The 25,804-nt window shown below is 58.2% G+C and carries 24 protein-coding genes, 4 tRNA genes and 2 rRNA genes (1 of these 30 only partly in view); all 30 read right to left on the bottom strand.

The window, feature by feature from the left end; translation table 11 throughout:
• Nucleotides 1-5 precede the first annotated feature (5 nt).
• Nucleotides 6-692 carry a 30S ribosomal protein S3 gene (gene rpsC, locus PSm6_RS13530; protein WP_016490536.1) on the bottom strand — a complete coding sequence of 229 codons (687 nt, stop codon included), beginning with the start codon at nt 690-692 and terminating at the stop codon, nt 6-8.
• 13 nt (nt 693-705) lie between these two features.
• Nucleotides 706-1,038, bottom strand: a complete 333-nt coding sequence (gene rplV, locus PSm6_RS13525) for a 50S ribosomal protein L22 (protein ID WP_007161246.1) — start codon at nt 1,036-1,038, stop codon at nt 706-708.
• Nucleotides 1,039-1,051: 13 nt separating this feature from the next.
• A complete protein-coding gene (gene rpsS, locus PSm6_RS13520) occupies nt 1,052-1,327 on the bottom strand; it encodes a 30S ribosomal protein S19 (RefSeq protein WP_016490535.1) in 276 nt (91 codons plus the stop codon).
• Between the two features lie 14 nt (nt 1,328-1,341).
• Nucleotides 1,342-2,163 carry a 50S ribosomal protein L2 gene (rplB, locus tag PSm6_RS13515; protein WP_031287737.1) on the bottom strand — a complete coding sequence of 274 codons (822 nt, stop codon included), beginning with the start codon at nt 2,161-2,163 and terminating at the stop codon, nt 1,342-1,344.
• An 11-nt stretch (nt 2,164-2,174) separates the two neighbouring features.
• Nucleotides 2,175-2,474 (bottom strand): 50S ribosomal protein L23, encoded by a 300-nt coding sequence (gene rplW, locus PSm6_RS13510; RefSeq protein ID WP_021219593.1) that lies wholly within the window; start codon nt 2,472-2,474, stop codon nt 2,175-2,177.
• On the bottom strand, nt 2,471-3,073 hold the full coding sequence (gene rplD, locus PSm6_RS13505) for a 50S ribosomal protein L4 (protein ID WP_021219592.1): 603 nt from the start codon (nt 3,071-3,073) through the stop codon (nt 2,471-2,473). The genes rplW and rplD overlap by 4 nt, the downstream gene beginning before the upstream one ends.
• 14 nt (nt 3,074-3,087) lie before the next feature.
• Nucleotides 3,088-3,723, bottom strand: a complete 636-nt coding sequence (gene rplC / locus PSm6_RS13500) for a 50S ribosomal protein L3 (RefSeq protein WP_021219591.1) — start codon at nt 3,721-3,723, stop codon at nt 3,088-3,090.
• A gap of 85 nt (nt 3,724-3,808) precedes the next feature.
• Nucleotides 3,809-4,120 (bottom strand): 30S ribosomal protein S10, encoded by a 312-nt coding sequence (gene rpsJ, locus PSm6_RS13495; protein ID WP_003243886.1) that lies wholly within the window; start codon nt 4,118-4,120, stop codon nt 3,809-3,811.
• A 154-nt stretch (nt 4,121-4,274) separates the two neighbouring features.
• Nucleotides 4,275-5,468, bottom strand: a complete 1,194-nt coding sequence (gene tuf, locus PSm6_RS13490; protein WP_184492125.1) for an elongation factor Tu — start codon at nt 5,466-5,468, stop codon at nt 4,275-4,277.
• Between the two features lie 30 nt (nt 5,469-5,498).
• Complete coding sequence (fusA, locus tag PSm6_RS13485; RefSeq protein WP_043246680.1) at nt 5,499-7,646, bottom strand: elongation factor G; 2,148 nt, start codon at nt 7,644-7,646, stop codon at nt 5,499-5,501.
• Between the two features lie 30 nt (nt 7,647-7,676).
• Complete coding sequence (rpsG, locus tag PSm6_RS13480) at nt 7,677-8,147, bottom strand: 30S ribosomal protein S7 (RefSeq protein WP_021217015.1); 471 nt, start codon at nt 8,145-8,147, stop codon at nt 7,677-7,679.
• A 110-nt stretch (nt 8,148-8,257) separates the two neighbouring features.
• Complete coding sequence (rpsL, locus tag PSm6_RS13475) at nt 8,258-8,629, bottom strand: 30S ribosomal protein S12 (RefSeq protein ID WP_021217014.1); 372 nt, start codon at nt 8,627-8,629, stop codon at nt 8,258-8,260.
• Between the two features lie 155 nt (nt 8,630-8,784).
• On the bottom strand, nt 8,785-12,984 hold the full coding sequence (gene rpoC, locus PSm6_RS13470; RefSeq protein ID WP_021217013.1) for a DNA-directed RNA polymerase subunit beta': 4,200 nt from the start codon (nt 12,982-12,984) through the stop codon (nt 8,785-8,787).
• 66 nt (nt 12,985-13,050) lie between these two features.
• Nucleotides 13,051-17,124 (bottom strand): DNA-directed RNA polymerase subunit beta, encoded by a 4,074-nt coding sequence (gene rpoB / locus PSm6_RS13465; protein ID WP_031286914.1) that lies wholly within the window; start codon nt 17,122-17,124, stop codon nt 13,051-13,053.
• A 216-nt stretch (nt 17,125-17,340) separates the two neighbouring features.
• Complete coding sequence (gene rplL / locus PSm6_RS13460; protein ID WP_021217011.1) at nt 17,341-17,709, bottom strand: 50S ribosomal protein L7/L12; 369 nt, start codon at nt 17,707-17,709, stop codon at nt 17,341-17,343.
• An 82-nt stretch (nt 17,710-17,791) separates the two neighbouring features.
• Entirely contained in the window at nt 17,792-18,292 is a 501-nt protein-coding gene (gene rplJ, locus PSm6_RS13455; protein WP_021217010.1) for a 50S ribosomal protein L10, read from the bottom strand.
• Between the two features lie 210 nt (nt 18,293-18,502).
• On the bottom strand, nt 18,503-19,198 hold the full coding sequence (gene rplA / locus PSm6_RS13450) for a 50S ribosomal protein L1 (protein WP_021217009.1): 696 nt from the start codon (nt 19,196-19,198) through the stop codon (nt 18,503-18,505).
• A complete protein-coding gene (rplK, locus tag PSm6_RS13445) occupies nt 19,199-19,630 on the bottom strand; it encodes a 50S ribosomal protein L11 (RefSeq protein WP_021217008.1) in 432 nt (143 codons plus the stop codon).
• A gap of 117 nt (nt 19,631-19,747) precedes the next feature.
• The gene (gene nusG, locus PSm6_RS13440; RefSeq protein WP_031286913.1) at nt 19,748-20,281 is read right to left on the bottom strand and encodes a transcription termination/antitermination protein NusG; all 534 of its coding nucleotides are present in this window, start codon (nt 20,279-20,281) and stop codon (nt 19,748-19,750) included.
• A gap of 9 nt (nt 20,282-20,290) precedes the next feature.
• Nucleotides 20,291-20,659 (bottom strand): preprotein translocase subunit SecE, encoded by a 369-nt coding sequence (secE, locus tag PSm6_RS13435; RefSeq protein WP_021217006.1) that lies wholly within the window; start codon nt 20,657-20,659, stop codon nt 20,291-20,293.
• 46 nt (nt 20,660-20,705) lie between these two features.
• Nucleotides 20,706-20,781: transfer RNA gene (locus PSm6_RS13430), tRNA-Trp, on the bottom strand.
• Between the two features lie 53 nt (nt 20,782-20,834).
• Nucleotides 20,835-22,028 (bottom strand): elongation factor Tu, encoded by a 1,194-nt coding sequence (tuf, locus tag PSm6_RS13425; protein ID WP_184492125.1) that lies wholly within the window; start codon nt 22,026-22,028, stop codon nt 20,835-20,837.
• Nucleotides 22,029-22,113: 85 nt separating this feature from the next.
• Nucleotides 22,114-22,189: transfer RNA gene (locus PSm6_RS13420), tRNA-Thr, on the bottom strand.
• Between the two features lie 26 nt (nt 22,190-22,215).
• Nucleotides 22,216-22,289 (bottom strand) — tRNA-Gly (locus PSm6_RS13415).
• Nucleotides 22,290-22,314: 25 nt separating this feature from the next.
• Nucleotides 22,315-22,399, bottom strand: a tRNA-Tyr gene (locus tag PSm6_RS13410).
• Between the two features lie 143 nt (nt 22,400-22,542).
• On the bottom strand, nt 22,543-23,226 hold the full coding sequence (locus PSm6_RS30730) for an SPOR domain-containing protein (RefSeq protein ID WP_021217515.1): 684 nt from the start codon (nt 23,224-23,226) through the stop codon (nt 22,543-22,545).
• An 8-nt stretch (nt 23,227-23,234) separates the two neighbouring features.
• On the bottom strand, nt 23,235-23,984 hold the full coding sequence (locus PSm6_RS13400; RefSeq protein WP_021217516.1) for a pantothenate kinase: 750 nt from the start codon (nt 23,982-23,984) through the stop codon (nt 23,235-23,237).
• The gene (gene birA / locus PSm6_RS13395) at nt 23,974-24,930 is read right to left on the bottom strand and encodes a bifunctional biotin--[acetyl-CoA-carboxylase] ligase/biotin operon repressor BirA (protein WP_021217517.1); all 957 of its coding nucleotides are present in this window, start codon (nt 24,928-24,930) and stop codon (nt 23,974-23,976) included. Before birA ends, PSm6_RS13400 begins: the two co-directional genes overlap by 11 nt.
• 187 nt (nt 24,931-25,117) lie before the next feature.
• Nucleotides 25,118-25,233: ribosomal RNA gene (gene rrf, locus PSm6_RS13390) — 5S ribosomal RNA — on the bottom strand.
• A 131-nt stretch (nt 25,234-25,364) separates the two neighbouring features.
• Nucleotides 25,365-25,804 (bottom strand): 23S ribosomal RNA (locus PSm6_RS13385) (it continues 2,452 nt past the right edge of the window).

Genomic DNA, 25,804 nt, shown 5'->3' with positions numbered 1-25,804 from the left:
ACTCCTTACTTAGCAGCTTTTTTACGAGGAGCGGGCGCTTGGGGCTTGAGCTCTTCCTGGCGGCCACCGATGACCTCGCCTTTGAAGATCCAAACCTTCACACCGATCACACCGTAGGTGGTGTGCGCTTCGTAGGTTGCATAGTCGATGTCGGCACGCAGGGTGTGCAGGGGCACACGACCTTCGCGGTACCATTCGGTACGAGCGATTTCAGCACCGCCAAGACGACCGCTTACCTGGATCTTGATGCCCTTGGCACCAATGCGCATGGCGTTCTGTACAGCGCGCTTCATGGCGCGACGGAACATAACGCGACGCTCCAGCTGCTGAGCTACGCTCTGCGCAACCAGCATACCGTCGAGCTCCGGCTTGCGGATCTCTTCGATGTTGATGTGCACGGGCACACCCATTTGCTTGGTCAGGTCCTGACGCAGCTTCTCAACATCTTCACCTTTCTTACCGATCACGATGCCGGGACGAGCGGTGTGGATGGTGATGCGTGCGGTTTGAGCCGGGCGATGAATATCGATACGGCTTACGGACGCGCTTTTTAGTTTGTCTTGGAGGTACTCACGAACCTTCAGGTCGGCAAACAGATAGTCGGCATAAGTGCGCTTATCTGCGTACCAAACGGAGGTGTGCTCCTTGACGATTCCCAGGCGAATGCCAGTGGGATGTACTTTCTGACCCATCTGATCGACTCCGTTACTTGTCCGCAACCTTGACAGTGATATGGCAAGACCGCTTGACGATGCGATCAGCGCGGCCTTTGGCACGCGGCATGATGCGCTTCAGCGAACGCCCTTCGTTGACGAAAACGGTGGAGACCTTGAGATCGTCCACGTCTGCGCCTTCGTTGTGCTCGGCGTTGGCCACGGCCGATTCGAGCACTTTCTTCATGATCTCAGCGGCTTTTTTGCTGCTGAAGGTCAACAGGTTGAGCGCTTCGCCCACCTTCTTCCCGCGGATCTGGTCGGCGACCAAGCGGGCTTTCTGGGCGGAGATTCGAGCGCCCGACAGCTTAGCGGCTACTTCCATCGTTCCTTACCCCTTAACGCTTGGCTTTCTTGTCAGCTGCATGCCCGCGGTAGGTGCGGGTAGCGGCGAACTCGCCCAGTTTGTGACCGACCATGTCTTCGTTCACGAGAACGGGTACATGTTGACGGCCATTGTGTACAGCGATGGTCAGACCAACCATCTGCGGCAGAACGATGGAACGGCGCGACCAGGTTTTCACCGGCTTGCGATCGTTCTTTTCTACCGCTACTTCGATCTTCTTCAGTAGGTGAAGATCGATAAAAGGACCTTTTTTCAGAGAACGCGGCACTGTCGTATCCTCGATTATTTACGGCGACGGACAATCATATTGTCGGTGCGTTTGTTCGCACGGGTCTTCGCGCCCTTGGTCGGGAAGCCCCACGGAGACACCGGATGACGACCACCAGAGGTACGACCTTCACCACCACCATGCGGGTGGTCGACCGGGTTCATGGCAACACCACGAACGGTCGGGCGAACGCCACGCCAGCGCTTGGCACCAGCTTTACCCAGCGAACGCAGGCTGTGCTCGGAGTTCGAGACTTCGCCCAGGGTCGCACGGCACTCAGCCAGTACTTTGCGCATTTCGCCGGAGCGAAGACGCAGGGTTACATAGGCACCTTCACGAGCGACCAGCTGAGCCGAAGCACCAGCGGAGCGAGCGATCTGAGCACCTTTACCCGGCTTCAGCTCAACACCGTGAACGGTGCTACCAACCGGGATGTTACGCAGCTGCAGGCTGTTGCCCGGCTTGATCGGCGCGTGAGCACCAGAGATCAGCTGGTCGCCAGCGCTCACGCCTTTCGGCGCGATGATGTAGCGACGTTCGCCGTCGGCATACTTCAGCAGAGCGATGTGAGCAGTACGGTTCGGATCGTATTCGATGCGTTCAACGGTGGCAGGAATGCCATCCTTGTTGCGACGGAAGTCGACCAGACGATAGTGCTGCTTGTGACCACCGCCGATGTGGCGAGTGGTGATGCGGCCGTTGTTGTTACGACCACCGGACTTCGACTTTTTCTCAACCAGCGGTGCGTAGGGGGCGCCCTTGTGCAGCTCTTGGTTGACAACCTTGACCACGAAACGGCGGCCTGCGGAAGTCGGTTTGCATTTAACGATTGCCATGATGCACCCCTTTACTCAGCGCTGCTGGCGAAATCGAGATCTTGGCCCGGCTGGAGGGCGATGTACGCCTTTTTCCAGTCGTTGCGCTTGCCCAGGCCGCGAGCGGTACGCTTGGTCTTGCCCTGTACGTTGACAGTGCGGACAGCTTCTACCTTCACGCTGAACAGGCTTTCTACGGCCTTCTTGATTTCCAGCTTGGTTGCATCAGTGGCAACCTTGAAAACGAATTGGCTTTTGCCATCCGCCAGGACGGTAGCCTTCTCGGAGATGTGCGGACCAACCAGCACTTTGAATACGCGTTCCTGGTTCATCCCAGCAGCTCCTCGAATTTCTTCACGGCGGACACGGTGATCAACACCTTGTCGTAGGCGATCAGGCTTACCGGGTCGGAACCTTGCACGTCACGAACATCAACATGCGGCAGGTTGCGAGCAGCCAGGTAGAGGTTCTGATCGACATCATCGGAAACGATGAGGACGTCAGTCAGACCCAGGCCATTCAGCTTGCCCAGCAGATCCTTGGTTTTCGGCGCTTCAACTGCGAAGTCGGCAACCACGATCAGACGGTCCTGACGAACCAGCTCGGAGAGGATGGAGCGCAGAGCTGCGCGATACATCTTCTTGTTGAGCTTCTGGGAGTGGTCCTGCGGCTTGGCAGCAAAAGTGGTACCACCGGAACGCCAGATGGGGCTGCGGATGGTGCCAGCACGAGCACGACCGGTGCCCTTCTGACGCCAGGGCTTCTTGCCACCACCGGACACTTCGGAACGGGTCTTCTGAGCACGAGTGCCCTGACGACCACCAGCCATGTAGGCGACGACAGCCTGGTGAACCAGGGTCTCGTTGAACTCGCCGCCAAAAGTGCGCTCATCAACTTCGATAGCTTGAGCGCCATTTACATTCAATTGCATCTCAGCTTCCCCTCTTAACCGCGAGCCTTGGCAGCCGGACGCACAACGACATCACCGCCGGTAGCGCCGGGAACGGCACCTTTAACCAGCAGCAGATTACGTTCTGCATCGACACGCACAACTTCCAGGGACTGCACGGTCACGCGCTCAGCGCCCAGATGACCGGACATTTTCTTGCCCTTGAAGACACGACCAGGAGTCTGGCACTGGCCAATGGAGCCCGGGGCGCGGTGGGAAACGGAGTTACCGTGGGTATTGTCTTGACCACGGAAATTCCAGCGCTTGATGGTACCGGCGTAGCCTTTACCTTTCGACTGACCGGTAACGTCGACCAGCTGACCAGCCTGGAAAACTTCGGCAGTGATCTGATCGCCAGCCTGGTATTCGCCGTCTTCGAGACGGAATTCCCAGACACTGCGGCCAGCGGCAACGTTTGCCTTGGCGAAATGACCAGCCTGAGCGGCGGTCACGCGCGAAGCACGACGCTCACCGACAGTGACTTGCACTGCACGATAGCCATCGCTTTCTTCAGTTTTGAACTGGGTGACGCGATTCGGCTCGATCTCAATGACCGTAACCGGAATGGAGACACCTTCTTCGGTGAAAATGCGGGTCATGCCGCACTTACGACCGACTACACCAATAGTCATGTTGTAAACCTCATGAGTGTACGGGGCTTTCACCCGCTATGGCCGCCCATTTCAGAGCGTTACACGACTAAGAACCCGAAGGTTATTAGCCGAGGCTGATCTGCACTTCCACGCCTGCCGCAAGGTCGAGCTTCATCAGCGCATCGACGGTTTTATCCGTCGGCTGGACGATGTCCAGAACACGCTTGTGGGTACGAATTTCGTACTGATCGCGCGCGTCTTTGTTGACGTGCGGAGAAATCAGAACGGTGTACCGCTCTTTGCGAGTAGGCAGAGGAATCGGACCACGCACCTGAGCACCAGTACGTTTCGCGGTTTCCACGATTTCCTGGGTGGATTGATCGATCAGGCGATGGTCAAAAGCCTTCAACCGAATACGGATTTGTTGGTTTTGCATTTTGACCTCAGACTCTATCTCTGCTTCCCCAACGGACGGACTACGCCCGTTAAAAGGAGGCGTGATTGTACGGATGCTCCGGAAAGGTGTCAACTTTTGACCAACCAAAAGAAAAGGGGCCCCGAAGGGCCCCTTTCCTCAACAGGATCTTCGATTACTCGAAGATCTTGGCAACCACGCCGGCGCCAACGGTACGGCCGCCTTCGCGAATCGCGAAACGCAGACCGTCTTCCATGGCGATCGGAGCGATCAGGGTGACAACCATCTTGATGTTGTCGCCCGGCATTACCATTTCCACGCCTTCCGGCAGCTCGCAGTTACCGGTAACGTCGGTGGTGCGGAAGTAGAACTGCGGGCGGTAGCCCTTGAAGAACGGGGTGTGACGACCACCTTCTTCTTTGGACAGTACGTACACTTCGCACTCGAACTTGGTGTGCGGCTTGATGGTGCCCGGCTTGGCCAGAACCTGACCACGCTCTACGTCGTCACGCTTGGTGCCGCGCAGCAGGATACCAACGTTCTCACCAGCACGACCTTCGTCGAGCAGCTTGCGGAACATTTCAACGCCGGTGCAGATGGTTTTGGAGGTATCACGGATACCAACAATTTCCACTTCTTCCTGGACCTTGACGATGCCGCGCTCAACACGACCGGTAACCACGGTACCGCGGCCGGAGATGGAGAACACGTCTTCGATCGGCATCAGGAACGGCTGGTCGATGGCACGAACCGGCTCCGGAATGTAGGTATCCAGAGTCTCTACCAGCTTACGAACAGCGGAAACGCCGATTTCGTTGTCGTCCTTGCCTTCCAGCGCCATCAGCGCGGAACCGATAACGATCGGAGTGTCGTCGCCCGGGAAGTCGTAGGTGTTCAGCAGATCGCGAACTTCCATTTCGACCAGTTCCAGCAGCTCGGCGTCGTCAACCATGTCGGCCTTGTTCAGGAACACGACGATGTAAGGAACGCCTACCTGACGGGACAGCAGGATGTGCTCGCGGGTCTGCGGCATGGGGCCGTCAGCAGCGGAGCAAACCAGGATCGCGCCGTCCATCTGAGCAGCACCGGTGATCATGTTCTTCACATAGTCAGCGTGACCGGGGCAGTCAACGTGAGCGTAGTGACGGATCGCCGAGTCGTACTCAACGTGGGAGGTGTTGATGGTGATACCGCGAGCTTTCTCTTCCGGCGCGTTGTCGATCTGGTCGAACGCACGAGCAGAACCACCCCAGGTCTCGGAGCAGACTTTGGTCAGAGCAGCGGTCAGAGTGGTTTTGCCATGGTCAACGTGACCAATGGTGCCAACGTTGACGTGCGGTTTGTTACGTTCAAATTTTTCTTTAGCCACGACAGTAAACCTCTTACTTAAAGGGCTGAATCAACCTTGTTTTTTAACCAGGGCTTCGACGACATTCGACGGAGCTTCGGCGTATTTGGAGAATTCCATGGAGTAGCTCGCGCGACCCTGGGACATGGAACGTACGTCGGTCGCATAACCGAACATCTCGCCCAGCGGAACCTCGGCACGAATTACCTTACCGGAAACGCTGTCTTCCATCCCCTGAATCAGACCACGACGACGGTTCAGGTCACCCATCACGTCACCCATGTAGTCTTCAGGAGTTACCACCTCTACCCGCATGATCGGCTCAAGCACTTTACCGCCGCCCTTCTGGGCCAGCTGCTTGGTCGCCATGGAGGCAGCGATCTTGAACGCCATCTCGTTGGAGTCGACGTCGTGGTACGAACCATCGAACACGGAGGCCTTCAGGCCGATGAGCGGATAGCCGGCAACAACGCCGTTCTTCATCTGCTCTTCGATGCCCTTCTGGATCGCCGGGATGTATTCCTTCGGAACCACACCGCCAACGACTTCGTTGGTGAACACCAGACCTTCGGTGATGTTGCCTTTCTCGTCCACATCGGCAGCCGAGAAACGGATCCAGCAATGACCGAACTGACCGCGACCACCGGACTGACGAACGAACTTGCCTTCGATCTCGACGTTGTCCTTGGTGATGGTTTCACGGTAGGAAACCTGCGGCTTGCCGATGTTGGCCTCGACGCCGAACTCGCGCTTCATGCGATCGACGAGGATGTCCAGGTGCAGCTCACCCATACCGGAGATGATGGTCTGGCCGGTTTCTTCGTCGGTCTTGACGCGGAACGACGGGTCTTCCTGGGCCAGTTTGCCGAGGGCGATACCCATCTTCTCCTGGTCAGCCTTGGTCTTCGGCTCAACAGCTACCGAAATAACAGGCTCCGGGAAGTCCATACGCTCGAGGATGATCGGCTTCTCGATGTCGCACAGGGTGTCACCGGTGGTGACGTCCTTCATGCCGATCAGAGCGGCGATGTCGCCAGCGCGCACTTCTTTGATCTCGTCACGCTGGTTGGCGTGCATCTGCACCATACGACCAACGCGCTCTTTCTTGCCTTTCACGGAGTTGACGACCGACTGGCCGGACTCCAGAACGCCCGAATAAACGCGAACGAAGGTCAGGGTACCAACGAACGGGTCGGTAGCGATCTTGAACGCCAGCGCCGAGAACGGAGCAGCGTCATCAGCATGACGCTCGTCGTACTGCTCTGCGGTGACATCTTCCTTCGGAGTGTCGGCCAGATCAGGATGGATACCCTTGATCGCCGGAATCTCGGTCGGAGCAGGCAGGAAGTCGATGACGGCATCGAGAACCAGGGGCACGCCCTTGTTCTTGAAGGAGGAGCCGCAGACAGCAGGAACGATTTCGCAGGCGATAGTACGCTGACGCAGGCCGGCCTTGATCTCTTCGATCGTCAGCTCACCCTCTTCCAGGTACTTGTTCATCAGCTCTTCGTTGGCCTCGGCAGCAGCCTCGACCATGTTGTTGCGCCACTCGCTGGCCAGCTCAACCAGATCCGCAGGAATCTCTTCCTCGCGGTAGGAGGTGCCCTTGTCGTCTTCGTTCCAGTAGATGGCCTTCATCTTCAGCAGGTCGACCTGCCCTTGGAAGTCATCTTCTGCACCGATGGCCAGCTGAACCGGAACCGGGGTGTGACCGAGACGGTTCTTGATCTGACCAACGACGCGCAGGAAGTTGGCGCCAGCGCGGTCCATCTTGTTCACGTAGACGATACGCGGAACACCGTACTTGTTGGCCTGACGCCATACGGTTTCGGACTGAGGTTCAACACCGGAAGTGCCGCAGAACACCACGACAGCACCGTCCAGTACGCGCAGGGAGCGCTCAACTTCAATGGTGAAGTCTACGTGGCCGGGAGTGTCGATGACGTTTACGCGGTACTTGTCGTACTGACCGCGCGAACCTTCCCAGAAGGTAGTGATCGCAGCGGAAGTGATGGTGATACCACGCTCCTGCTCCTGCACCATCCAGTCGGTGGTAGCAGCGCCGTCGTGTACTTCACCCATCTTGTGGCTGAGACCGGTGTAGAACAGGATCCGCTCGGTCGTGGTGGTCTTGCCCGCGTCAACGTGGGCACAGATACCAATGTTCCGGTAGCGGTTGATTGCTGTATTACGAGCCATAAAGCCCTCGCAGAAAAATAGATGCCGTTATTAGAAGCGGTAGTGCGAGAACGCTTTGTTGGCCTCGGCCATACGGTGTACGTCTTCACGCTTCTTGACAGCAGCGCCTTTGCCTTCAAAGGCATCCAGCAGCTCGCCAGCGAGACGCAGGGCCATGGACTTCTCGCCACGCTTGCGGGCGGAGTCAACGAGCCAGCGCATGGCCAGTGCATTGCGACGGGACGGACGAACTTCGACCGGAACCTGGTAGGTAGCACCGCCTACACGGCGGGACTTGACTTCGACCAGCGGAGCGATGGCGTCGAGAGCTTTCTCGAAGATCTCCAGGGGATCGGTGTTCTTGCGGGTTTTGACGGTATCCAGAGCACCGTAAACGATGCGCTCGGCTACGGCCTTCTTGCCGCTTTCCATCACGTGGTTCATGAACTTGGCGAGGATCTGGCTTCCGTATTTCGGATCGTCCAGGATCTCACGCTTGGCTGCTACACGACGTCTTGGCATTGATAAGCCCTCAAACGGTCTTCAGGTTAGCCCGGAACCATAACCACTCGGTTACGTCCGACCTTACTCTTATCGACTCAATAAAATTGAAAATCAGTGAGCGAACCGAATTACTTCGGACGCTTGGTACCGTACTTCGAACGGCCCTGCTTACGGTCTTTGACACCGGTGGTGTCCAGAGAACCGCGAACGGTGTGGTAGCGAACACCGGGAAGGTCTTTTACACGACCGCCACGGATCAGCACTACGCTGTGCTCTTGCAGGTTGTGACCTTCACCACCGATGTAGGAGGTGACTTCAAAACCGTTGGTCAGACGAACACGGCAAACCTTACGGAGTGCGGAGTTCGGTTTTTTCGGCGTAGTGGTGTACACGCGGGTGCACACGCCACGACGTTGCGGGCAGTTCTGCAGCGCAGGAACGTCGGATTTTTCGACGATACGCTTGCGCGGCTGACGTACCAGCTGGTTGATAGTTGCCATCTATAAGCTCCACTGTTGTCTTTCGACGCTATTGCCCTAAAGCAAAATGGCAGGGCGCTTGCCCTGCCAAATTTAGGGGTGCATGAGTCTAAAGAGACTAATTCCCCCAGTCAAGACAAAGCCCCGGACGACATAGGTCGCCCGGGGCTTTGCACTCAATTGCCGCTGGAGTTCAGCGCTTCGGTCAGCGCCGCTTCCACTTCGCTCGCGCTTACACGGACCGGCTTGCCGGCTTCGCGTTGACGCTTGCGCTCGCTGTGGTAGGCCAGGCCGGTACCGGCCGGGATCAGACGACCCACTACAACGTTCTCCTTCAGGCCACGCAGGTAGTCGCGCTTGCCAGTAACCGCCGCCTCGGTGAGGACGCGGGTGGTTTCCTGGAAGGACGCTGCGGAGATGAACGACTCGGTCGACAGCGATGCCTTGGTGATACCCAGCAGGACGCGCTCGAACTTGGCGATGAAGCGATCTTCGGTCGCCAGACGTTCGTTCTCTTCCAGGACCTGGGTCAGTTCCATCTGGTCACCCTTGATGAAGCTGGAGTCACCCGACTCGGCGATCTCGACCTTACGCAGCATCTGACGCAGGATGGTCTCGATGTGCTTGTCATTGATCTTCACGCCCTGCAGGCGATACACGTCCTGGATCTCGTTGACGATGTACTTGGCCAGAGCGCTGACACCCAGCAGACGCAGGATGTCGTGCGGGTTGCTCGGGCCGTCCGAGATTACTTCGCCGCGGTTTACCTGTTCGCCTTCGAACACGTTCAGGTGGCGCCACTTCGGAATCAGCTCTTCGTACGGATCGGAACCGTCGGTCGGAGTGATGACCAGGCGACGCTTGCCCTTGGTCTCTTTACCGAAGGAGATCGTGCCGCTGATTTCCGCCAGGATCGACGGTTCTTTCGGACGACGCGCTTCGAACAGGTCGGCAACACGCGGCAGACCACCGGTGATGTCGCGGGTCTTCGAAGTCTCTTGCGGGATACGGGCGATAACGTCACCCACGCCCACTTGAGCACCGTCAGCAACGCCTACCAGGGCGTTCGCCGGCAGGAAGTACTGGGCAGGTACGTCGGTACCCGGCAGCAGCAGCTCCTTGCCATTGGCGTCGACCAGCTTCACGGCCGGACGGATGTCCTTGCCAGCCGCCGGACGATCTTTCGGATCGAGGACTTCGATGTTGGTCAGACCGGTCAGTTCGTCGGTCTGACGCTTGATGGTGATGCCCTCCTCCATGCCGACGAAGGTAACGGTACCCTTCATTTCGGTCACGATGGGGTGGGTGTGCGGGTCCCACTTGGCGACGATTGCGCCCGGATCGACCTTGTCACCTTCCTTGACGCTGATTACAGCACCATAGGGCAGCTTGTAGCGCTCACGCTCACGACCGAAATCATCGGCAATGGCCAGCTCGCCGGAACGGGAAACGGCAACCAGGTGACCGTTGAGGTTCTCGACGTGCTTCAGGTTGTGCAGGCGGATGGTACCGCCGTTCTTGACCTGGACGTTGTCGGCTGCGGAAGTACGGCTGGCCGCACCACCGATGTGGAAGGTACGCATGGTCAGCTGGGTACCCGGCTCACCGATGGACTGGGCGGCGATGACGCCGACCGCTTCACCGATGTTCACCTGGTGACCACGAGCCAGGTCGCGACCGTAGCACTTGGCGCAGATGCCGTAGCGGGTTTCGCAACTGATCGGCGAACGCACGATCACTTCGTCGATGCTGGCACGCTCGATGAACTCGACCCACTGTTCGTCGACCAGGGTACCGGCCGGGACGATGACTTCGTCCGAACCCGGCTTGAACACGTCACGGGCGATCACTCGACCCAGTACGCGCTCGCCCAGAGGCTCGACCACGTCGCCGCCTTCGATATGCGGAGTCATCAGCAGGCCCTGTTCGGTGCCGCAGTCGATCTCGGTCACTACCAGGTCCTGGGCCACGTCGACGAGACGACGAGTCAGGTAACCGGAGTTCGCGGTCTTCAGTGCGGTATCCGCCAGACCTTTACGAGCACCGTGAGTGGAGATGAAGTACTGGAGTACGTTCAGGCCTTCACGGAAGTTCGCGGTGATGGGGGTTTCGATGATGGAGCCGTCCGGCTTGGCCATCAGGCCACGCATACCGGCGAGCTGACGGATCTGGGCCGCGGAGCCCCGCGCACCGGAGTCAGCCATCATGTACATGGAGTTGAAGGACTCCTGATCGACTTCCTTGCCCTCGCGATCGACCACCTTCTCTTTCGAGAGGTTGGCCATCATTGCCTTGGACACTTCGTCGTTCGCCTTCGACCAGAGGTCGATCACCTTGTTGTACTTCTCGCCCTGGGTAACCAGGCCGGAGGCGTACTGGGATTCGATCTCTTTCACTTCCTCGGTGGCCGCGTCGATGATGCGGGCCTTCTCATCCGGGATGACGAAGTCGTTCACACCGATCGAGACGCCGGAAATGGTGGAGTAGGCAAAACCGGTGTACATCAGTTGGTCGGCGAAGATGACGGTGTCCTTCAGGCCAACCACGCGATAGCACTGGTTGATCAGCTTGGAGATCGCCTTCTTCTTCATCGGCTGGTTGACCACGTCGAACGACAGGCCGGCCGGAACCACCTGGAACAGCAGCGCGCGGCCGACAGTGGTGTCGACGATGCGGGTGTTCTTGGTGACGGAGCCGTCGCGGTCGTTCACGGTCTCGTTGATACGGACCTTCACGCGGGCGTGCAGGGACGCTTCGCCAGCGCGGAATACGCGGTCGACTTCCTGCAGGTCAGCGAATACGCGACCTTCACCCTTGGCGTTCACCGCTTCACGGGTCATGTAGTACAGACCCAGTACCACGTCCTGCGACGGCACGATGATCGGCTCGCCGTTGGCGGGGGACAGGATGTTGTTGGTGGACATCATCAGCGCGCGCGCTTCCAGCTGGGCCTCGAGGGTCAGCGGGACGTGAACGGCCATCTGGTCACCGTCGAAGTCGGCGTTGTACGCCGCGCAGACCAGCGGGTGCAGCTGGATCGCCTTGCCTTCGATGAGCACCGGCTCGAACGCCTGGATACCCAGACGGTGGAGGGTCGGTGCGCGGTTGAGCAGCACGGGGTGTTCGCGGATGACTTCGGCGAGAACGTCCCAGACCTCGGGCAGTTCGCGCTCGACCATCTTCTTGGCCGCCTTGATGGTGGTGGCCATGCCACGGGCTTCGAGCTTGCCGAAAATGAACGGCTTGAACAGCTCGAGGGCCATCTTCTTCGGCAGGCCACACTGGTGCAGGCGCAGGGTCGGGCCCACGGTGATCACGGAACGACCGGAGTAGTCCACGCGCTTACCGAGCAGGTTCTGACGGAAGCGACCTTGCTTACCCTTGATCATGTCGGCCAAGGATTTCAGCGGGCGCTTGTTCGAGCCGGTGATGGCACGGCCACGACGGCCGTTGTCCAGCAGGGCGTCGACAGCTTCCTGCAGCATGCGCTTTTCGTTGCGCACGATGATGTCCGGAGCAGCCAGGTCGAGCAGGCGCTTCAGGCGGTTGTTACGGTTGATGACGCGACGGTACAGATCGTTCAGGTCCGAAGTCGCGAAACGACCGCCATCCAGCGGAACCAGCGGACGCAGGTCCGGCGGCAGCACCGGCAGGACGGTCAGCACCATCCACTCGGGATGGTTGCCGGAGCCCTGGAAGGCTTCCATCAGCTTCAGGCGCTTGGACAGCTTCTTGATCTTGGTTTCCGAGTTGGTCTGCGGAATCTCTTCACGCAGGCGACCGATCTCGTGCTCCAGGTCGATGGCATTCAGCAGCTCGCGAACAGCCTCGGCACCCATGCGGGCGTCGAAGTCGTCACCGAACTCTTCGAGGGATTCGAAGTACTGCTCGTCGTTCAGCAGCTGGCCCTTCTCGAGGGTGGTCATGCCCGGATCGATCACCACGTAGCTCTCGAAATAGAGCACGCGTTCGATGTCACGCAGGGTCATGTCCAGCAGAAGGCCGATACGGGACGGCAGGGACTTCAGGAACCAGATGTGGGCGACTGGCGAAGCCAGCTCGATGTGGCCCATGCGCTCGCGGCGCACCTTGGCCAGGGCGACTTCGACGCCGCACTTCTCGCAGATCACACCGCGGTGCTTCAGGCGCTTGTACTTACCGCACAGGCACTCGTAGTCCTTCACCGGGCCGAAGATCTTGGCGCAGAACAGGCCATCGCGCTCCGGCTTGAAGGTACGGTAGTTGATGGTCTCCGGCTTCTTCACTTCACCGAAGGACCAGGAGCGGATCATCTCGGGCGAGGCCAGGCCAATACGGATGGCATCGAACTCTTCGATTTGACCCTGGTTTTTCAACAGATTCAGCAAGTCTTTCAAGGCCTTTCCTCCTCACGGACCCGCTGCGACCGGCCTTGACCAGCCGCAGCGTGTGGGCGTCTCGTGTTATTCGGTTTCCAGTTCGATGTCGATGCCGAGCGAGCGGATCTCTTTGATCAACACGTTGAAGGACTCGGGCATGCCGGCCTCCATGCGGTGATCCCCGTCCACGATGTTCTTGTACATCTTGGTACGGCCGTTCACGTCGTCCGACTTCACGGTCAGCATTTCCTGCAGGGTGTAGGCGGCGCCATAGGCTTCCAGCGCCCAGACCTCCATCTCCCCGAAACGCTGGCCACCGAACTGCGCCTTACCACCCAGCGGCTGCTGGGTAACCAGGCTGTAGGAGCCGGTGGAACGTGCGTGCATCTTGTCGTCGACCAGGTGGTTCAGTTTGAGCATGTACATGTAGCCGACGGTGGTCGGGCGCTCGAACATGTTACCGGTACGACCGTCGAACAGGCGCATCTGGCCGCTTTCCGGCAGATCGGCCAGCTTTAGCATGGCCTTGATCTCGCGTTCCTTGGCACCGTCGAACACCGGGGTCGCCATGGGCACGCCGGCACGCAGGTTCTTCGCCAGGTCGAGGATTTCCTGGTCGCCCAGTTCGTCCAGATTTTCCTGACGGCCACCGATCTCGTTGTAGATCTCGTGGAGGAACTTGCGCAGTTCGGCGACCTTGCGCTGCTCTTCGAGCATGCGGTTGATCTTCTCGCCCAGGCCCTTAGCCGCGAGGCCGAGGTGGGTTTCGAGGATCTGGCCCACGTTCATACGCGACGGTACGCCCAGCGGGTTGAGGACGATGTCCACCGGAGTGCCATTGGCATCGTGCGGCATGTCTTCGACCGGCATGATCACGGAGACCACACCCTTGTTACCGTGGCGGCCCGCCATCTTGTCGCCCGGCTGGATGCGACGCTTGATGGCCAGGTAGACCTTGACGATCTTCAGTACGCCCGGAGCCAGGTCATCGCCCTGCTGCAGCTTGCGCTTCTTGTCTTCGAACTTATCGTCGAGCAACTGACGGCGGTCGGAGAGGTAGGCCTGAGCCTTCTCCAGCTGCTCGTTCAGCGCGTCATCGGACATGCGCAGCTTGAACCACTGGCCGTGCTCGAGGCCGTCGAGGAAGCCGTGATCGATCTCGGCGCCTTTCTTCAGGCCAGCACCACCTTCAGCCTTGGCACCAACCAGGGCGGAACGCAGGCGCTCGAAGGTTGCACCTTCGACGATACGGAACTCTTCGTTGAGGTCCTTGCGGATCTCGTCGAGCTGCATCTTCTCGATGGCCAGTGCGCGGCTGTCACGCTCGACGCCGTCACGGGTGAAGACCTGAACGTCGATGACAGTGCCCTTGGTGCCGGTCGGCACACGCAGGGAGGTGTCCTTAACGTCGGAAGCCTTCTCACCGAAGATCGCACGCAGCAGCTTCTCTTCCGGAGTCAGTTGGGTCTCGCCTTTCGGAGTGACCTTGCCAACCAGAATGTCGCCAGCGCCAACTTCGGCACCTACGTACACGATGCCCGCTTCGTCCAGCTTGTTCAGTGCCGCTTCACCCACGTTCGGAATGTCGGCAGTGATTTCTTCTGGGCCGAGCTTCGTGTCACGCGCCACACAGGTCAGTTCCTGGATGTGGATGGTGGTGAAGCGATCTTCCTGGACCACACGCTCGGAGAGGCAGATGGAGTCTTCGAAGTTGAAACCGTTCCAGGGCATGAACGCGACGCGCATGTTCTGACCGAGAGCCAGCTCACCCATGTCGGTGGACGGGCCGTCGGCGAGGATGTCGCTGCGCGAAACCTGATCACCCTTCTGCACCAGCGGACGCTGGTTGATGCAGGTGTTCTGGTTGGAACGGGTGTATTTGGTCAGGTTGTAGATGTCGACGCCGGCTTCACCGGTTTCGACTTCGTCATCATTGACGCGAACAACGATACGGCTGGCATCGACGGAGTCGATTACGCCACCGCGACGCGCCACGACGCAGACGCCGGAGTCACGGGCGACGTTGCGCTCCATGCCGGTACCGACCAAGGGCTTGTCGGCACGCAGGGTCGGCACGGCCTGACGCTGCATGTTCGAGCCCATGAGTGCACGGTTGGCGTCGTCGTGCTCGAGGAACGGAATCAGCGAGGCAGCGACGGATACGACCTGCTTCGGCGATACGTCCATCAGGGTGACGTCTTCCGGCGCCTTGACGGTGAATTCGTTCAGGTGACGTACGGCAACCAGCTCGTCGACCAGTTGACCCTTCTCGTTCATCGTTGCCGATGCCTGGGCGATGACGTGGTCGGCCTCTTCGATAGCGGAGAGGAAGACGATCTCGTCGGTCACCTGAGTGCCATTGACCACACGGTACGGGCTTTCCAGGAAGCCGTACTGGTTGGTGCGGGCATAGGTTGCCAGGGAGTTGATCAGACCGATGTTCGGACCTTCAGGGGTCTCGATCGGGCACACGCGACCGTAGTGAGTCGGGTGTACGTCGCGGACTTCGAAGCCAGCGCGCTCACGGGTCAGACCACCTGGGCCGAGTGCAGAGACGCGGCGCTTGTGGGTGATCTCGGAGAGCGGGTTGTTCTGGTCCATGAACTGGGAAAGCTGGCTGGAGCCGAAGAACTCCTTGATCGCGGCAGCCACTGGCTTGGCGTTGATCAGGTCCTGCGGCATCAGGCCTTCGCTTTCGGCCATCGACAGACGCTCTTTGACCGCGCGCTCTACGCGCACCAGGCCAACGCGGAACTGGTTCTCGGCCATTTCGCCAACGCAACGCACACGACGGTTACCCAGGTGGTCGATGTCGTCGACGATGCCTTTGCCGTTACGGATGTCGACGAGAGTCTTGAGGACCTCGACGATATCTTCCTTGCTCAACACGCCCGAACCTTCGATCTCGGTGCGACCGATACGACGGTTGAACTTCATGCGGCCAACAGCGGACAGGTCGTAACGCTCGGCGCTGAAGAACAGGTTGTTGAACAGGGTCTCGGCGGCTTCCTTGGTCGGCGGCTCACCGGGACGCATCATGCGGTAGATCTCTACCAGGGCTTCCAGTTGGTTGCCGGTGGAGTCGATCTTCAGCGTATCGGAGATGAACGGACCGCAGTCGATGTCGTTGGTGTACAGGGTCTCGATGCGGACGACCTGAGCCTTGGCGACTTTCACCAGGATGTCGGTGGTCAGCTCGGTGTTGCACTCGGCGATGATTTCGCCGGTAGCCGGATGCACGATTACCTTGGCGGTAGTGCGGCCCAGGAGGTAGTCCAGGGGGACTTCCAGCTCCTTGATACCGGCCTTTTCCAGCTGGTTGATGTGGCGCGCAGTGATACGGCGGCCCTGCTCGACGATGACCTTGCCGCTCTCGTCCTTGATGTCGAACACGGCGATCTCGCCACGCAGACGCTGGGGAACGAGCTCCAGGTTAAGGTTTTCACCTCTGACGTGGAAGACGTTGGTCGCATAGAAGGCGTCGAGCACTTCTTCGGTGCTGTAACCGAGCGCGCGCAGCAGTACCGATGCCGGCAGCTTGCGGCGACGGTCGATCCGCACGAACACGCAGTCCTTCGGGTCGAACTCGAAGTCCAGCCAGGAGCCGCGGTAAGGGATGATACGAGCGGAGTACAGCAGTTTGCCCGAGCTGTGGGTCTTGCCGCGGTCGTGATCGAAGAACACGCCCGGCGAACGGTGCAACTGGGAGACGATGACACGTTCGGTACCGTTGATGATGAAGGTACCGTTCTCGGTCATCAGGGGGATTTCCCCCATGTAGACTTCCTGCTCCTTGATGTCCTTGATCGCTTTGTTCGACGACTCTTTGTCGAAGATGATCAGACGGACTTTCACTCGCAGCGGCACGGCGAAAGTTACGCCGCGCAGCACGCATTCCTTGACATCGAAAGCCGGCTCGCCCAGGCGATAGCCGACGTATTCCAGAGCGGCGTTACCGGAATAGCTGATAATCGGGAATACAGACTTGAAGGCCGCGTGCAGGCCGATATCACGAAACTGGTCCTTGCTCGCGCCTGCCTGCAGGAATTCGCGGTACGAATCCAGCTGGATGGCCAGGAGGTAGGGTACATCCATGACGTCCGGCAACTTGCTAAAGTCTTTGCGGATACGTTTTTTCTCAGTGTATGAGTAAGCCATCAGCGTTCCCCAGCTTGGTCACCTGCTTGTTTGGCTCCCCGACGGGAGTAGCCAGAAAATCGTGCAAACCCCTTGGTTTGCGCCACCTCTCGGGTGGTTTTTCACGTCCTGAACGGGGCATGCGCCAACCATCTAGAACGGAAAAAGGCCGGTGGCATAAGCCACCAGCCATCAGCCTCGCGCGAGTCGCTCGGGCTGTAGACGCAAAGTCGTCGCTTACTTGAGCTCGACTTTGGCGCCAGCTTCTTCCAGAGCCTTTTTGGCAGCTTCGGCTTCTTCTTTCGAAGCGCCTTCTTTGACCACGCCCGGGGCGCCGTCAACAACTGCTTTGGCTTCTTTCAGACCCAGACCGGTCAGTTCGCGAACGACTTTGATGACGTTCACTTTCTTCTCGCCGGCTTCGGTCAGAACGATGTTGAACTCGGTTTGCTCTTCAGCAGCAGCAGCGGCAACAGCCGGGCCAGCAGCAACGGCGGCAGCAGCGGTCACACCGAACTTCTCTTCCATCGCCTTGATCAGTTCAACAACTTGCATCACGGACATTTCGGATACGGCGTTGATGATGTCTTCGTTGGTCAGAGCCATGACTCTAATTCCTGTATTGATGGACGGCCTTTGGTGGCCATCGGATTAAACGAGTTTACGTAGAAGAAGCAGTGCGCCTGGATCAGGCAGCAGCGCTTTCCTTCTGGTCGCGAATTGCCGCCAGAGTACGAGCCAGCTTGCTGGTAGCGCCTTGAATCACGCTCATCAGCTGCGATACGGCCTCGTCGTAGGTCGGCAGGGTTGCCAGTACGTCGATCTGGTTAGCTGCAATCAGCTTGCCTTCGAACGCGGCAGCCTTGATCTCGAACTTGTCCTGACCCTTCGAGAATTCCTTGAAGATACGAGCGGCAGCGCCCGGATGTTCATTGGAAAATGCGATCAGGGTCGGGCCTTTGAACACGTCGCCGAGGACTTCGAAAGAAGTACCTTCAACGGCGCGACGAGCCAGGGTGTTACGCACGACTTTCACGTACACACCAGCCTCGCGGGCCTCTTTACGGAGTCCGGTCATGGCTCCCACAGTCACGCCACGGGCATCAGCCACGACAGCGGAGAGGGCAGCTTTGGCAGCCTCGTTGACTTCAGCGACGATGGCCTTCTTGTCTTCGAGTTTAATTGCCACGGGTTCACTCCTGGATGTTACCGGTTCGTCCAGCCGAGGCCGGACGGCGTTTTGGTGTCTGATTCGGTAAACGAATCGGGAGCACCATCTGCGTAGGCTCGGGAATCGCTTCCCGGTTTGAGGCTTTCACCGCCTACGGTCTTGGATAGCCCCCGCCAGGCAGGGACCCCAATACCTGCGCAGCGGGCAAGCCCGCTGCGACTTCATTCTTTAGGCTTCCAGGGAAGCCTGATCGATCTGCAGACCCGGGCCCATGGTGGTGCTCAGGGTCACGCGCTGAACGTAAACACCCTTGGAGGTGGACGGCTTCAGACGCTTCAGGTCAACCAGCAGGGCCTCGACGTTCTGCTTCAGCTTGACCGGTTCGAAATCGATCTTGCCAACAGAGGCGTGGATGATGCCGTTCTTGTCAGTACGGAAGCGCACTTGACCAGCCTTGGCATTCTTGACGGCAGTGGCCACGTCCGGGGTCACGGTACCGACCTTCGGGTTCGGCATCAGACCGCGCGGACCGAGGATCTGGCCCAGTTGACCGACGACACGCATCGCATCCGGGGAGGCGATAACAACGTCGTAGCTCAGGTCGCCGCCTTTCATCTCGGCAGCCAGTTCGTCCATGCCAACGCGATCAGCGCCAGCGGCCAGAGCGGCTTCAGCGCCCGGGCCCTGGGTGAACACGGCAACGCGAACGCTTTTGCCGGTGCCGTTCGGCAGCACGGTGGCGCCACGAACAACCTGGTCGGATTTACGCGGATCAACGCCCAGGTTGATAGAGATATCAACGGACTCTTTGAACTTGATGGTCGACAGCTCAGCCAGCAGCTTGGCCGCGTCTTCGAAACCGTATTGCTTGCCGGCTTCGATTTTCTCAGCGATAGCCTTCTGGCGCTTGGTCAGCTTAGCCATTTACACACCCTCCACGTTCAGGCCCATGCTACGAGCGGAGCCGGCGATGGTACGCACGGCCGCATCCAGGTCAGCTGCAGTCAGATCAGCCTGTTTAGCCTTGGCGATATCTTCCAGCTGGGCACGGGTAACAGTGCCGACCTTCTGGCTGTTCGGGCGAGGCGAGCCGCTGGTGATGCCAGCCGCTTTCTTCAGCAGCACGGAAGCCGGGGTGCTTTTGGTTTCAAAAGTGAAGCTGCGGTCGCTGTACACAGTGATGATCACGGGAGTCGGCAGACCGGGCTCCATACCCTGGGTCTTGGCGTTGAACGCCTTGCAGAATTCCATGATGTTCACGCCGTGCTGACCCAGAGCCGGGCCGACGGGCGGGGACGGGTTGGCTTGAGCAGCCTTCACTTGCAGCTTGATATAAGCCTGAATCTTCTTAGCCATCTATAACTCCAATATCGGGTTCAAACGCCTTGAGGCTCCCCGCTTGCTTTCGCGTTTATCCCAGTGACGACAAAACCCCGCAACCGATGGCTGCGGGGTATGGGATGCCTATTTCAGCTATGCCTTTTCGACCTGGCTGAACTCCAGCTCCACCGGCGTGGAGCGGCCGAAGATGAGCACGGCAACATGAATCCGGCTCTTCTCGTAGTTAACTTCTTCAACGACACCATTGAAGTCCGCAAACGGACCATCAATGACACGAACCGTTTCGCCCGGCTCGAACAACGTCTTGGGCTTGGGCTTGTCACCGCTGTCCGCAACGCGACGCAGGATAGCCTCAGCCTCTTTATCAGTAATCGGAGCAGGCTTGTCGGCAGTACCGCCAATGAAGCCCATGACACGAGGGGTATCCTTGACCAAGTGCCAAGTACCCTCGTTCATTTCCATCTGAACCAACACATAACCAGGGAAGAATTTGCGCTCACTTTTGCGCTTCTGGCCGTTCCGCATCTCAACTACTTCTTCAGTAGGGACGAGAATCTCACCAAAACCATCTTCCATGCCGGCAAGCTTCACGCGCTCGACCAGCGACCGCATTACGTGCTTCTCATAACCGGAGTAGGCATGCACAACGTACCAACGCTTAGCCACGGCGCACCCTTAACCTACAATCATCGAAACGAGCCAACCGAGCAGGGAATCAAGACCCCACAGCAGCAGCGCCATTACCAGAACAACAGCCACGACAATCAACGTGGTCTGCGTGGTTTCCTGACGAGTCGGCCAGACAACCTTGCGAATCTCCGCACGGGCCTCTTTAGCCAAAACAAAGAATGCTTGCCCCTTGGCAGTCTGCAGCGCTACAAATGCAGCACCCGCACCAAGAACCAGCAAAACGAGAACGCGATAAATGATCGGCTCAGCAGAGAAATACTGATTACCAACCACACCCACCGCGACAATTGCAGCCACAACGATCCACTTCAGAACGTCGAAGCGTGTTTCTTTGGCTTCAGCCTTGGCATTCATCAGCTAGGACCTTGTGAATATTTGCCAAACTTCCTTTCTGGAAATTTGGCAGGCCAGGAGGGAATCGAACCCCCAACCTGCGGTTTTGGAGACCGCCGCTCTGCCAATTGAGCTACTGGCCTGTAACGAAGTCAGGCCGACCATTATGCCGGCCTGACGGAGTTAGATCAATCGATTACTCGAAGATCTTGGCAACCACGCCGGCGCCAACGGTACGGCCGCCTTCGCGAATCGCGAAACGCAGACCGTCTTCCATGGCGATCGGAGCGATCAGGGTGACAACCATCTTGATGTTGTCGCCCGGCATTACCATTTCCACGCCTTCCGGCAGCTCGCAGTTACCGGTAACGTCGGTGGTGCGGAAGTAGAACTGCGGGCGGTAGCCCTTGAAGAACGGGGTGTGACGACCACCTTCTTCTTTGGACAGTACGTACACTTCGCACTCGAACTTGGTGTGCGGCTTGATGGTGCCCGGCTTGGCCAGAACCTGACCACGCTCTACGTCGTCACGCTTGGTGCCGCGCAGCAGGATACCAACGTTCTCACCAGCACGACCTTCGTCGAGCAGCTTGCGGAACATTTCAACGCCGGTGCAGATGGTTTTGGAGGTATCACGGATACCAACAATTTCCACTTCTTCCTGGACCTTGACGATGCCGCGCTCAACACGACCGGTAACCACGGTACCGCGGCCGGAGATGGAGAACACGTCTTCGATCGGCATCAGGAACGGCTGGTCGATGGCACGAACCGGCTCCGGAATGTAGGTATCCAGAGTCTCTACCAGCTTACGAACAGCGGAAACGCCGATTTCGTTGTCGTCCTTGCCTTCCAGCGCCATCAGCGCGGAACCGATAACGATCGGAGTGTCGTCGCCCGGGAAGTCGTAGGTGTTCAGCAGATCGCGAACTTCCATTTCGACCAGTTCCAGCAGCTCGGCGTCGTCAACCATGTCGGCCTTGTTCAGGAACACGACGATGTAAGGAACGCCTACCTGACGGGACAGCAGGATGTGCTCGCGGGTCTGCGGCATGGGGCCGTCAGCAGCGGAGCAAACCAGGATCGCGCCGTCCATCTGAGCAGCACCGGTGATCATGTTCTTCACATAGTCAGCGTGACCGGGGCAGTCAACGTGAGCGTAGTGACGGATCGCCGAGTCGTACTCAACGTGGGAGGTGTTGATGGTGATACCGCGAGCTTTCTCTTCCGGCGCGTTGTCGATCTGGTCGAACGCACGAGCAGAACCACCCCAGGTCTCGGAGCAGACTTTGGTCAGAGCAGCGGTCAGAGTGGTTTTGCCATGGTCAACGTGACCAATGGTGCCAACGTTGACGTGCGGTTTGTTACGTTCGAATTTTTCTTTAGCCATCGAGAACGTCTCCCATCAAAGAGTTGAGCGAGTCACGCCACCATTAAAACAAAGGCAGATATTTACATATCTGCCTTTGTTGAGATGGAGCTCATGAGCGGAATCGAACCGCTGACCTCACCCTTACCAAGGGTGTGCTCTACCAGCTGAGCTACATGAGCCAAACACATTGCACAAACGGCAAACTTGGAGCGGGTAGCGGGAATCGAACCCGCATCATCAGCTTGGAAGGCTGAGGTTCTACCACTGAACTATACCCGCGGAGCCTGTCGCTCACGCTTGAATCTGGTGGAGGGAGAAGGATTCGAACCTTCGAAGTCTATGACGTCAGATTTACAGTCTGATCCCTTTGGCCGCTCGGGAATCCCTCCATTTGGGAGGCGGCATTTTCAACTTCTGCCACCCTGCTGTCAAGCTTTTTCTCATTTAAATCTTGAGGTTAGCTAACTCTGACAGCAGCTTCGCAGTCCCACTTTTTCAGCCTGCCTGCGAAGCGGGCGCCATTCTATTCAAACTATCTAGAGGATGCAACGTTTTCGCACGGCATTATTTTATGCTGCAATCCACCGAAGTCCCGAGCCAGCTCACCGAGCAACGCGTCATCCGCAAGGCGCCTGCTTTCCGGGGCGATTCTGACCCAGAAATCTCGATGCGAGCGTGACAATTCGCGCATTGCAGGCTCGTACCCTGCGTCCTTCAAACGAGCCATTACGCTCTCGGCGGAATCCATTCGCGGGAAAATCCCGAGTGAAATCCCATTCTGCAGGTCACCCTGGCTGATTATATAGCTATCAATTTTCCGAGCCTGGAGCTCCTTCAGCTGGCGCAAGGAGGCCTGCCGGGAAGCAAGGGGAGCGAGATATACCCAATAATCGACCCCTGCCGCCGCATCGACCTCTTGCACCTTGCTCTGGATATCCAGCGCAATGAGCCGCTGCTCAACCTCCTTGGCCTGAGCTTCTTGCTCGAAACTTCCCAAGAAAAGGCATGCGGTCTCCGGAGCAGAAGCAGGAGAGCCAGGAAGCTCTTCGCGCCGAGGCCTTGCATCCTTCGACTCACTCAACAAGCGAATGTCTTGCTGCCCGCCCTTATAGAGGGAGAGTGTCTCCACCTCCTTTGCGCGAAGAGGGGCCTGCTGCTGATGCCAGACATAGTAGAAAAGGTTAAGAACCAGGAGCAGTAGAAACATCCAGCGCATGACTAACCTCAAGAGAGCGGGCAGGCAATCGCCAAACCAACAAACACCAAATCCGGAAGAACTTTTGCCTGGGGAAACGCGTCCTTGACCATAAATGCGTCTCCACCTGTTAGATACAGCTCGTAAGCCCCACCCAACCACTCCTCGGCCTGCTCGACCTGCGTCTGCACGAACCCCTGCAGCATCAGCAGGCAGCCCCGCTCAACGGCCTCAACCGTGGAGCGTCCAGGCATCATCTTCTGCAAAGCCCGTTCGGCAGCATCATCGCCATACCGGATGCGGCGAGTGTGTGTGCGCAACTGATTGCGCATGAGCGGCATGCCAGGACAGATGAAGCCACCTAGATGACTGCCTTCCGCAGTAACGAAGTCAGAAGTTACCGCAGTGCCGAGATCCAGCACCAAACAGGCACGCCCGGACAAGTGATAGGCGCCCAGCACGGCAAGCCAGCGATCGAGGCCGAGACGCTGGAATTCGTCATAGCCATTACGGACCCCCGCCATCTCCTGCGCCGACTCCGCACAAACCGAGTCTATGGAGAACGCCCGCTGGAGCTTGCCCGTCAATTGCTGGGTCTCTTCATCACTACGGACACTTACTAGACGGCAACGACTTAGCTCCACCCCGGGAGATGAAGACAGCACCTGCAGCAACTCTTCATCCGAGCCGACTACGCCTCCCGCCACAACGCGCGCCTCGGGATTAGATATCACGCGCCATTTGATGAAGCTGTTACCGCAATCAAGCTCAAGAATCATCACGCAGCCTCAAACTGAGCTCTCCACCACTAAAGACACTTTCAACACCCTCTACATCCATACGTAGGGCGCCGCTATCGTCTACACCTAACACCACGCCATCGATACGACGCTGCCCCGCCACCAGAGAGGCGCTGCGCCCTTGCCAAAGATGATCAGCCTCCCACTCAGCGCGCAGCGTCTTGAATCCGCCATAGGCACTCTGCGCCAGGCAAAGGTCCAATTGCTCTAGGACACTCACAGCCAGCTCGCTCCGATCGACCAGCTCTCCTCCCTCAAGGAGCATTGAGGTCCAGGGCTGATCTATCTGCACATCAGGACTGCGCATGTTGACGTTAATGCCAATGCCGATGATGACACTGCAGATATCCGCAGGATCACCTATGAGTTCAAGGAGTATTCCCGCGATCTTGCGATTACCGACCAGAATATCGTTAGGCCATTTAAGCCCAACCCCCGAAAGCCCTTTCGCACGTAGCACTCGAAGGACGGCAAGCCCCACAACAAGGCTGAGCCCCTCCAGCTGACGCGCCCCACCCTCGATCCGCAACCCGACACTGCAGTAAAGGTTCTGGCCATAAGGACTGACCCACTGCCGCCCTCTCCTGCCGCGACCGCCACTCTGATGCTCCGCCAGAACAGCAAAGGGAGGTTCTTCTCCAGCGGCAATCCGTCGCATGACTTCTGCATTCGTGGAATCGATGGTCTCCACAACGGTTTTAGTCCAACCAGGGACAGCATCGTTCAGCTTGAGAGGATCAAGAAGGCTGAGCGGTGATGCCAGCCGATACCCTTTGCCACGCAGCTTATGAATCGGCAGGTCGTAATCGAGTTCGAGTTGCTGCAGCTGTTTCCAGATAGCACTGCGACTTATGCCGAGCACACGCCCCAAGGCCTCACCGGAATGGAACTGGCCATCCTGTAGAAGTTTCAACAAGGTAAGCATGCGCGCACCGCCTCAGAATGAGGCAGGCATCATAGCCATGCAGGTAGGGATTGCATAGAAAATGCGCAGATCGAGATGAAGCGATATAGCCCTGAGGCTATATACGGGAGATGCTAGAAGCCAACTTTTCTGCCGCGCAAAGTCAAACCCCCGACCTTCTGTCGAAGATCGGGGGTTTGGTATAGGTGCTTGACGATGACCTACTCTCACATGGAGAAACTCCACACTACCATCGGCGATGCATCGTTTCACTACTGAGTTCGGGATGGGATCAGGTGGTTCCAACGCTCTATGGTCGTCAAGCAATTCGGTTGGGGTATCGTCCAGGACGCGACCCCGAATGGGTATGTGATAAGGCTTTGCAAGTTCTGGCCAATTTTCGGCTAAGTCGACTTCACCTTATAACAACAATCGTCAGATTGTTTGGGTGTTATATGGTCAAGCCTCACGGGCAATTAGTATTGGTTAGCTCAACGCCTCACAGCGCTTACACACCCAACCTATCAACGTCGTAGTCTTCGACGGCCCTTCAGGGAGCTCAAGGCTCCAGTGAGATCTCATCTTGAGGCGAGTTTCCCGCTTAGATGCTTTCAGCGGTTATCTCTTCCGAACGTAGCTACCCGGCAATGCCACTGGCGTGACAACCGGAACACCAGAGGTTCGTCCACTCCGGTCCTCTCGTACTAGGAGCAGCCCCTCTCAAATCTCAAACGTCCACGGCAGATAGGGACCGAACTGTCTCACGACGTTCTAAACCCAGCTCGCGTACCACTTTAAATGGCGAACAGCCATACCCTTGGGACCGGCTTCAGCCCCAGGATGTGATGAGCCGACATCGAGGTGCCAAACACCGCCGTCGATATGAACTCTTGGG

This window comes from Pseudomonas solani, from assembly GCF_026072635.1.
GTDB classification, from domain to species: domain Bacteria; phylum Pseudomonadota; class Gammaproteobacteria; order Pseudomonadales; family Pseudomonadaceae; genus Metapseudomonas; species Metapseudomonas solani.
The sequence above is the reverse complement of the archived record's forward strand: the minus strand, read 5'-3'. Positions and strand labels throughout refer to the sequence as shown.

Bases quoted from the DNA above. Each gene is read 5' to 3' on its own strand.
- rpsC (WP_016490536.1), bottom strand. From the start codon at position 692: ATGGGTCAGAAAGTACATCCCACTGGCATTCGCCTGGGAATCGTCAAG.
- rplV (WP_007161246.1), bottom strand. From the start codon at position 1,038: ATGGAAGTAGCCGCTAAGCTGTCGGGCGCTCGAATCTCCGCCCAGAAA.
- rplB (WP_031287737.1), bottom strand. From the start codon at position 2,163: ATGGCAATCGTTAAATGCAAACCGACTTCCGCAGGCCGCCGTTTCGTG.
- rplW (WP_021219593.1), bottom strand. From the start codon at position 2,474: ATGAACCAGGAACGCGTATTCAAAGTGCTGGTTGGTCCGCACATCTCC.
- rplD (WP_021219592.1), bottom strand. From the start codon at position 3,073: ATGCAATTGAATGTAAATGGCGCTCAAGCTATCGAAGTTGATGAGCGC.
- rplC (WP_021219591.1), bottom strand. From the start codon at position 3,723: ATGACTATTGGTGTAGTCGGTCGTAAGTGCGGCATGACCCGCATTTTC.
- rpsJ (WP_003243886.1), bottom strand. From the start codon at position 4,120: ATGCAAAACCAACAAATCCGTATTCGGTTGAAGGCTTTTGACCATCGC.
- fusA (WP_043246680.1), bottom strand. From the start codon at position 7,646: ATGGCTCGTAATACAGCAATCAACCGCTACCGGAACATTGGTATCTGT.
- rpsG (WP_021217015.1), bottom strand. From the start codon at position 8,147: ATGCCAAGACGTCGTGTAGCAGCCAAGCGTGAGATCCTGGACGATCCG.
- rpsL (WP_021217014.1), bottom strand. From the start codon at position 8,629: ATGGCAACTATCAACCAGCTGGTACGTCAGCCGCGCAAGCGTATCGTC.
- rpoB (WP_031286914.1), bottom strand. From the start codon at position 17,124: ATGGCTTACTCATACACTGAGAAAAAACGTATCCGCAAAGACTTTAGC.
- rplL (WP_021217011.1), bottom strand. From the start codon at position 17,709: ATGGCTCTGACCAACGAAGACATCATCAACGCCGTATCCGAAATGTCC.
- rplA (WP_021217009.1), bottom strand. From the start codon at position 19,198: ATGGCTAAGCTGACCAAGCGCCAGAAGGCTATCGCTGAGAAAATCGAA.
- rplK (WP_021217008.1), bottom strand. From the start codon at position 19,630: ATGGCTAAGAAGATTCAGGCTTATATCAAGCTGCAAGTGAAGGCTGCT.
- secE (WP_021217006.1), bottom strand. From the start codon at position 20,659: ATGAATGCCAAGGCTGAAGCCAAAGAAACACGCTTCGACGTTCTGAAG.
- tuf (WP_184492125.1), bottom strand. From the start codon at position 22,028: ATGGCTAAAGAAAAATTCGAACGTAACAAACCGCACGTCAACGTTGGC.
- PSm6_RS30730 (WP_021217515.1), bottom strand. From the start codon at position 23,226: ATGCGCTGGATGTTTCTACTGCTCCTGGTTCTTAACCTTTTCTACTAT.
- PSm6_RS13400 (WP_021217516.1), bottom strand. From the start codon at position 23,984: ATGATTCTTGAGCTTGATTGCGGTAACAGCTTCATCAAATGGCGCGTG.
- birA (WP_021217517.1), bottom strand. From the start codon at position 24,930: ATGCTTACCTTGTTGAAACTTCTACAGGATGGCCAGTTCCATTCCGGT.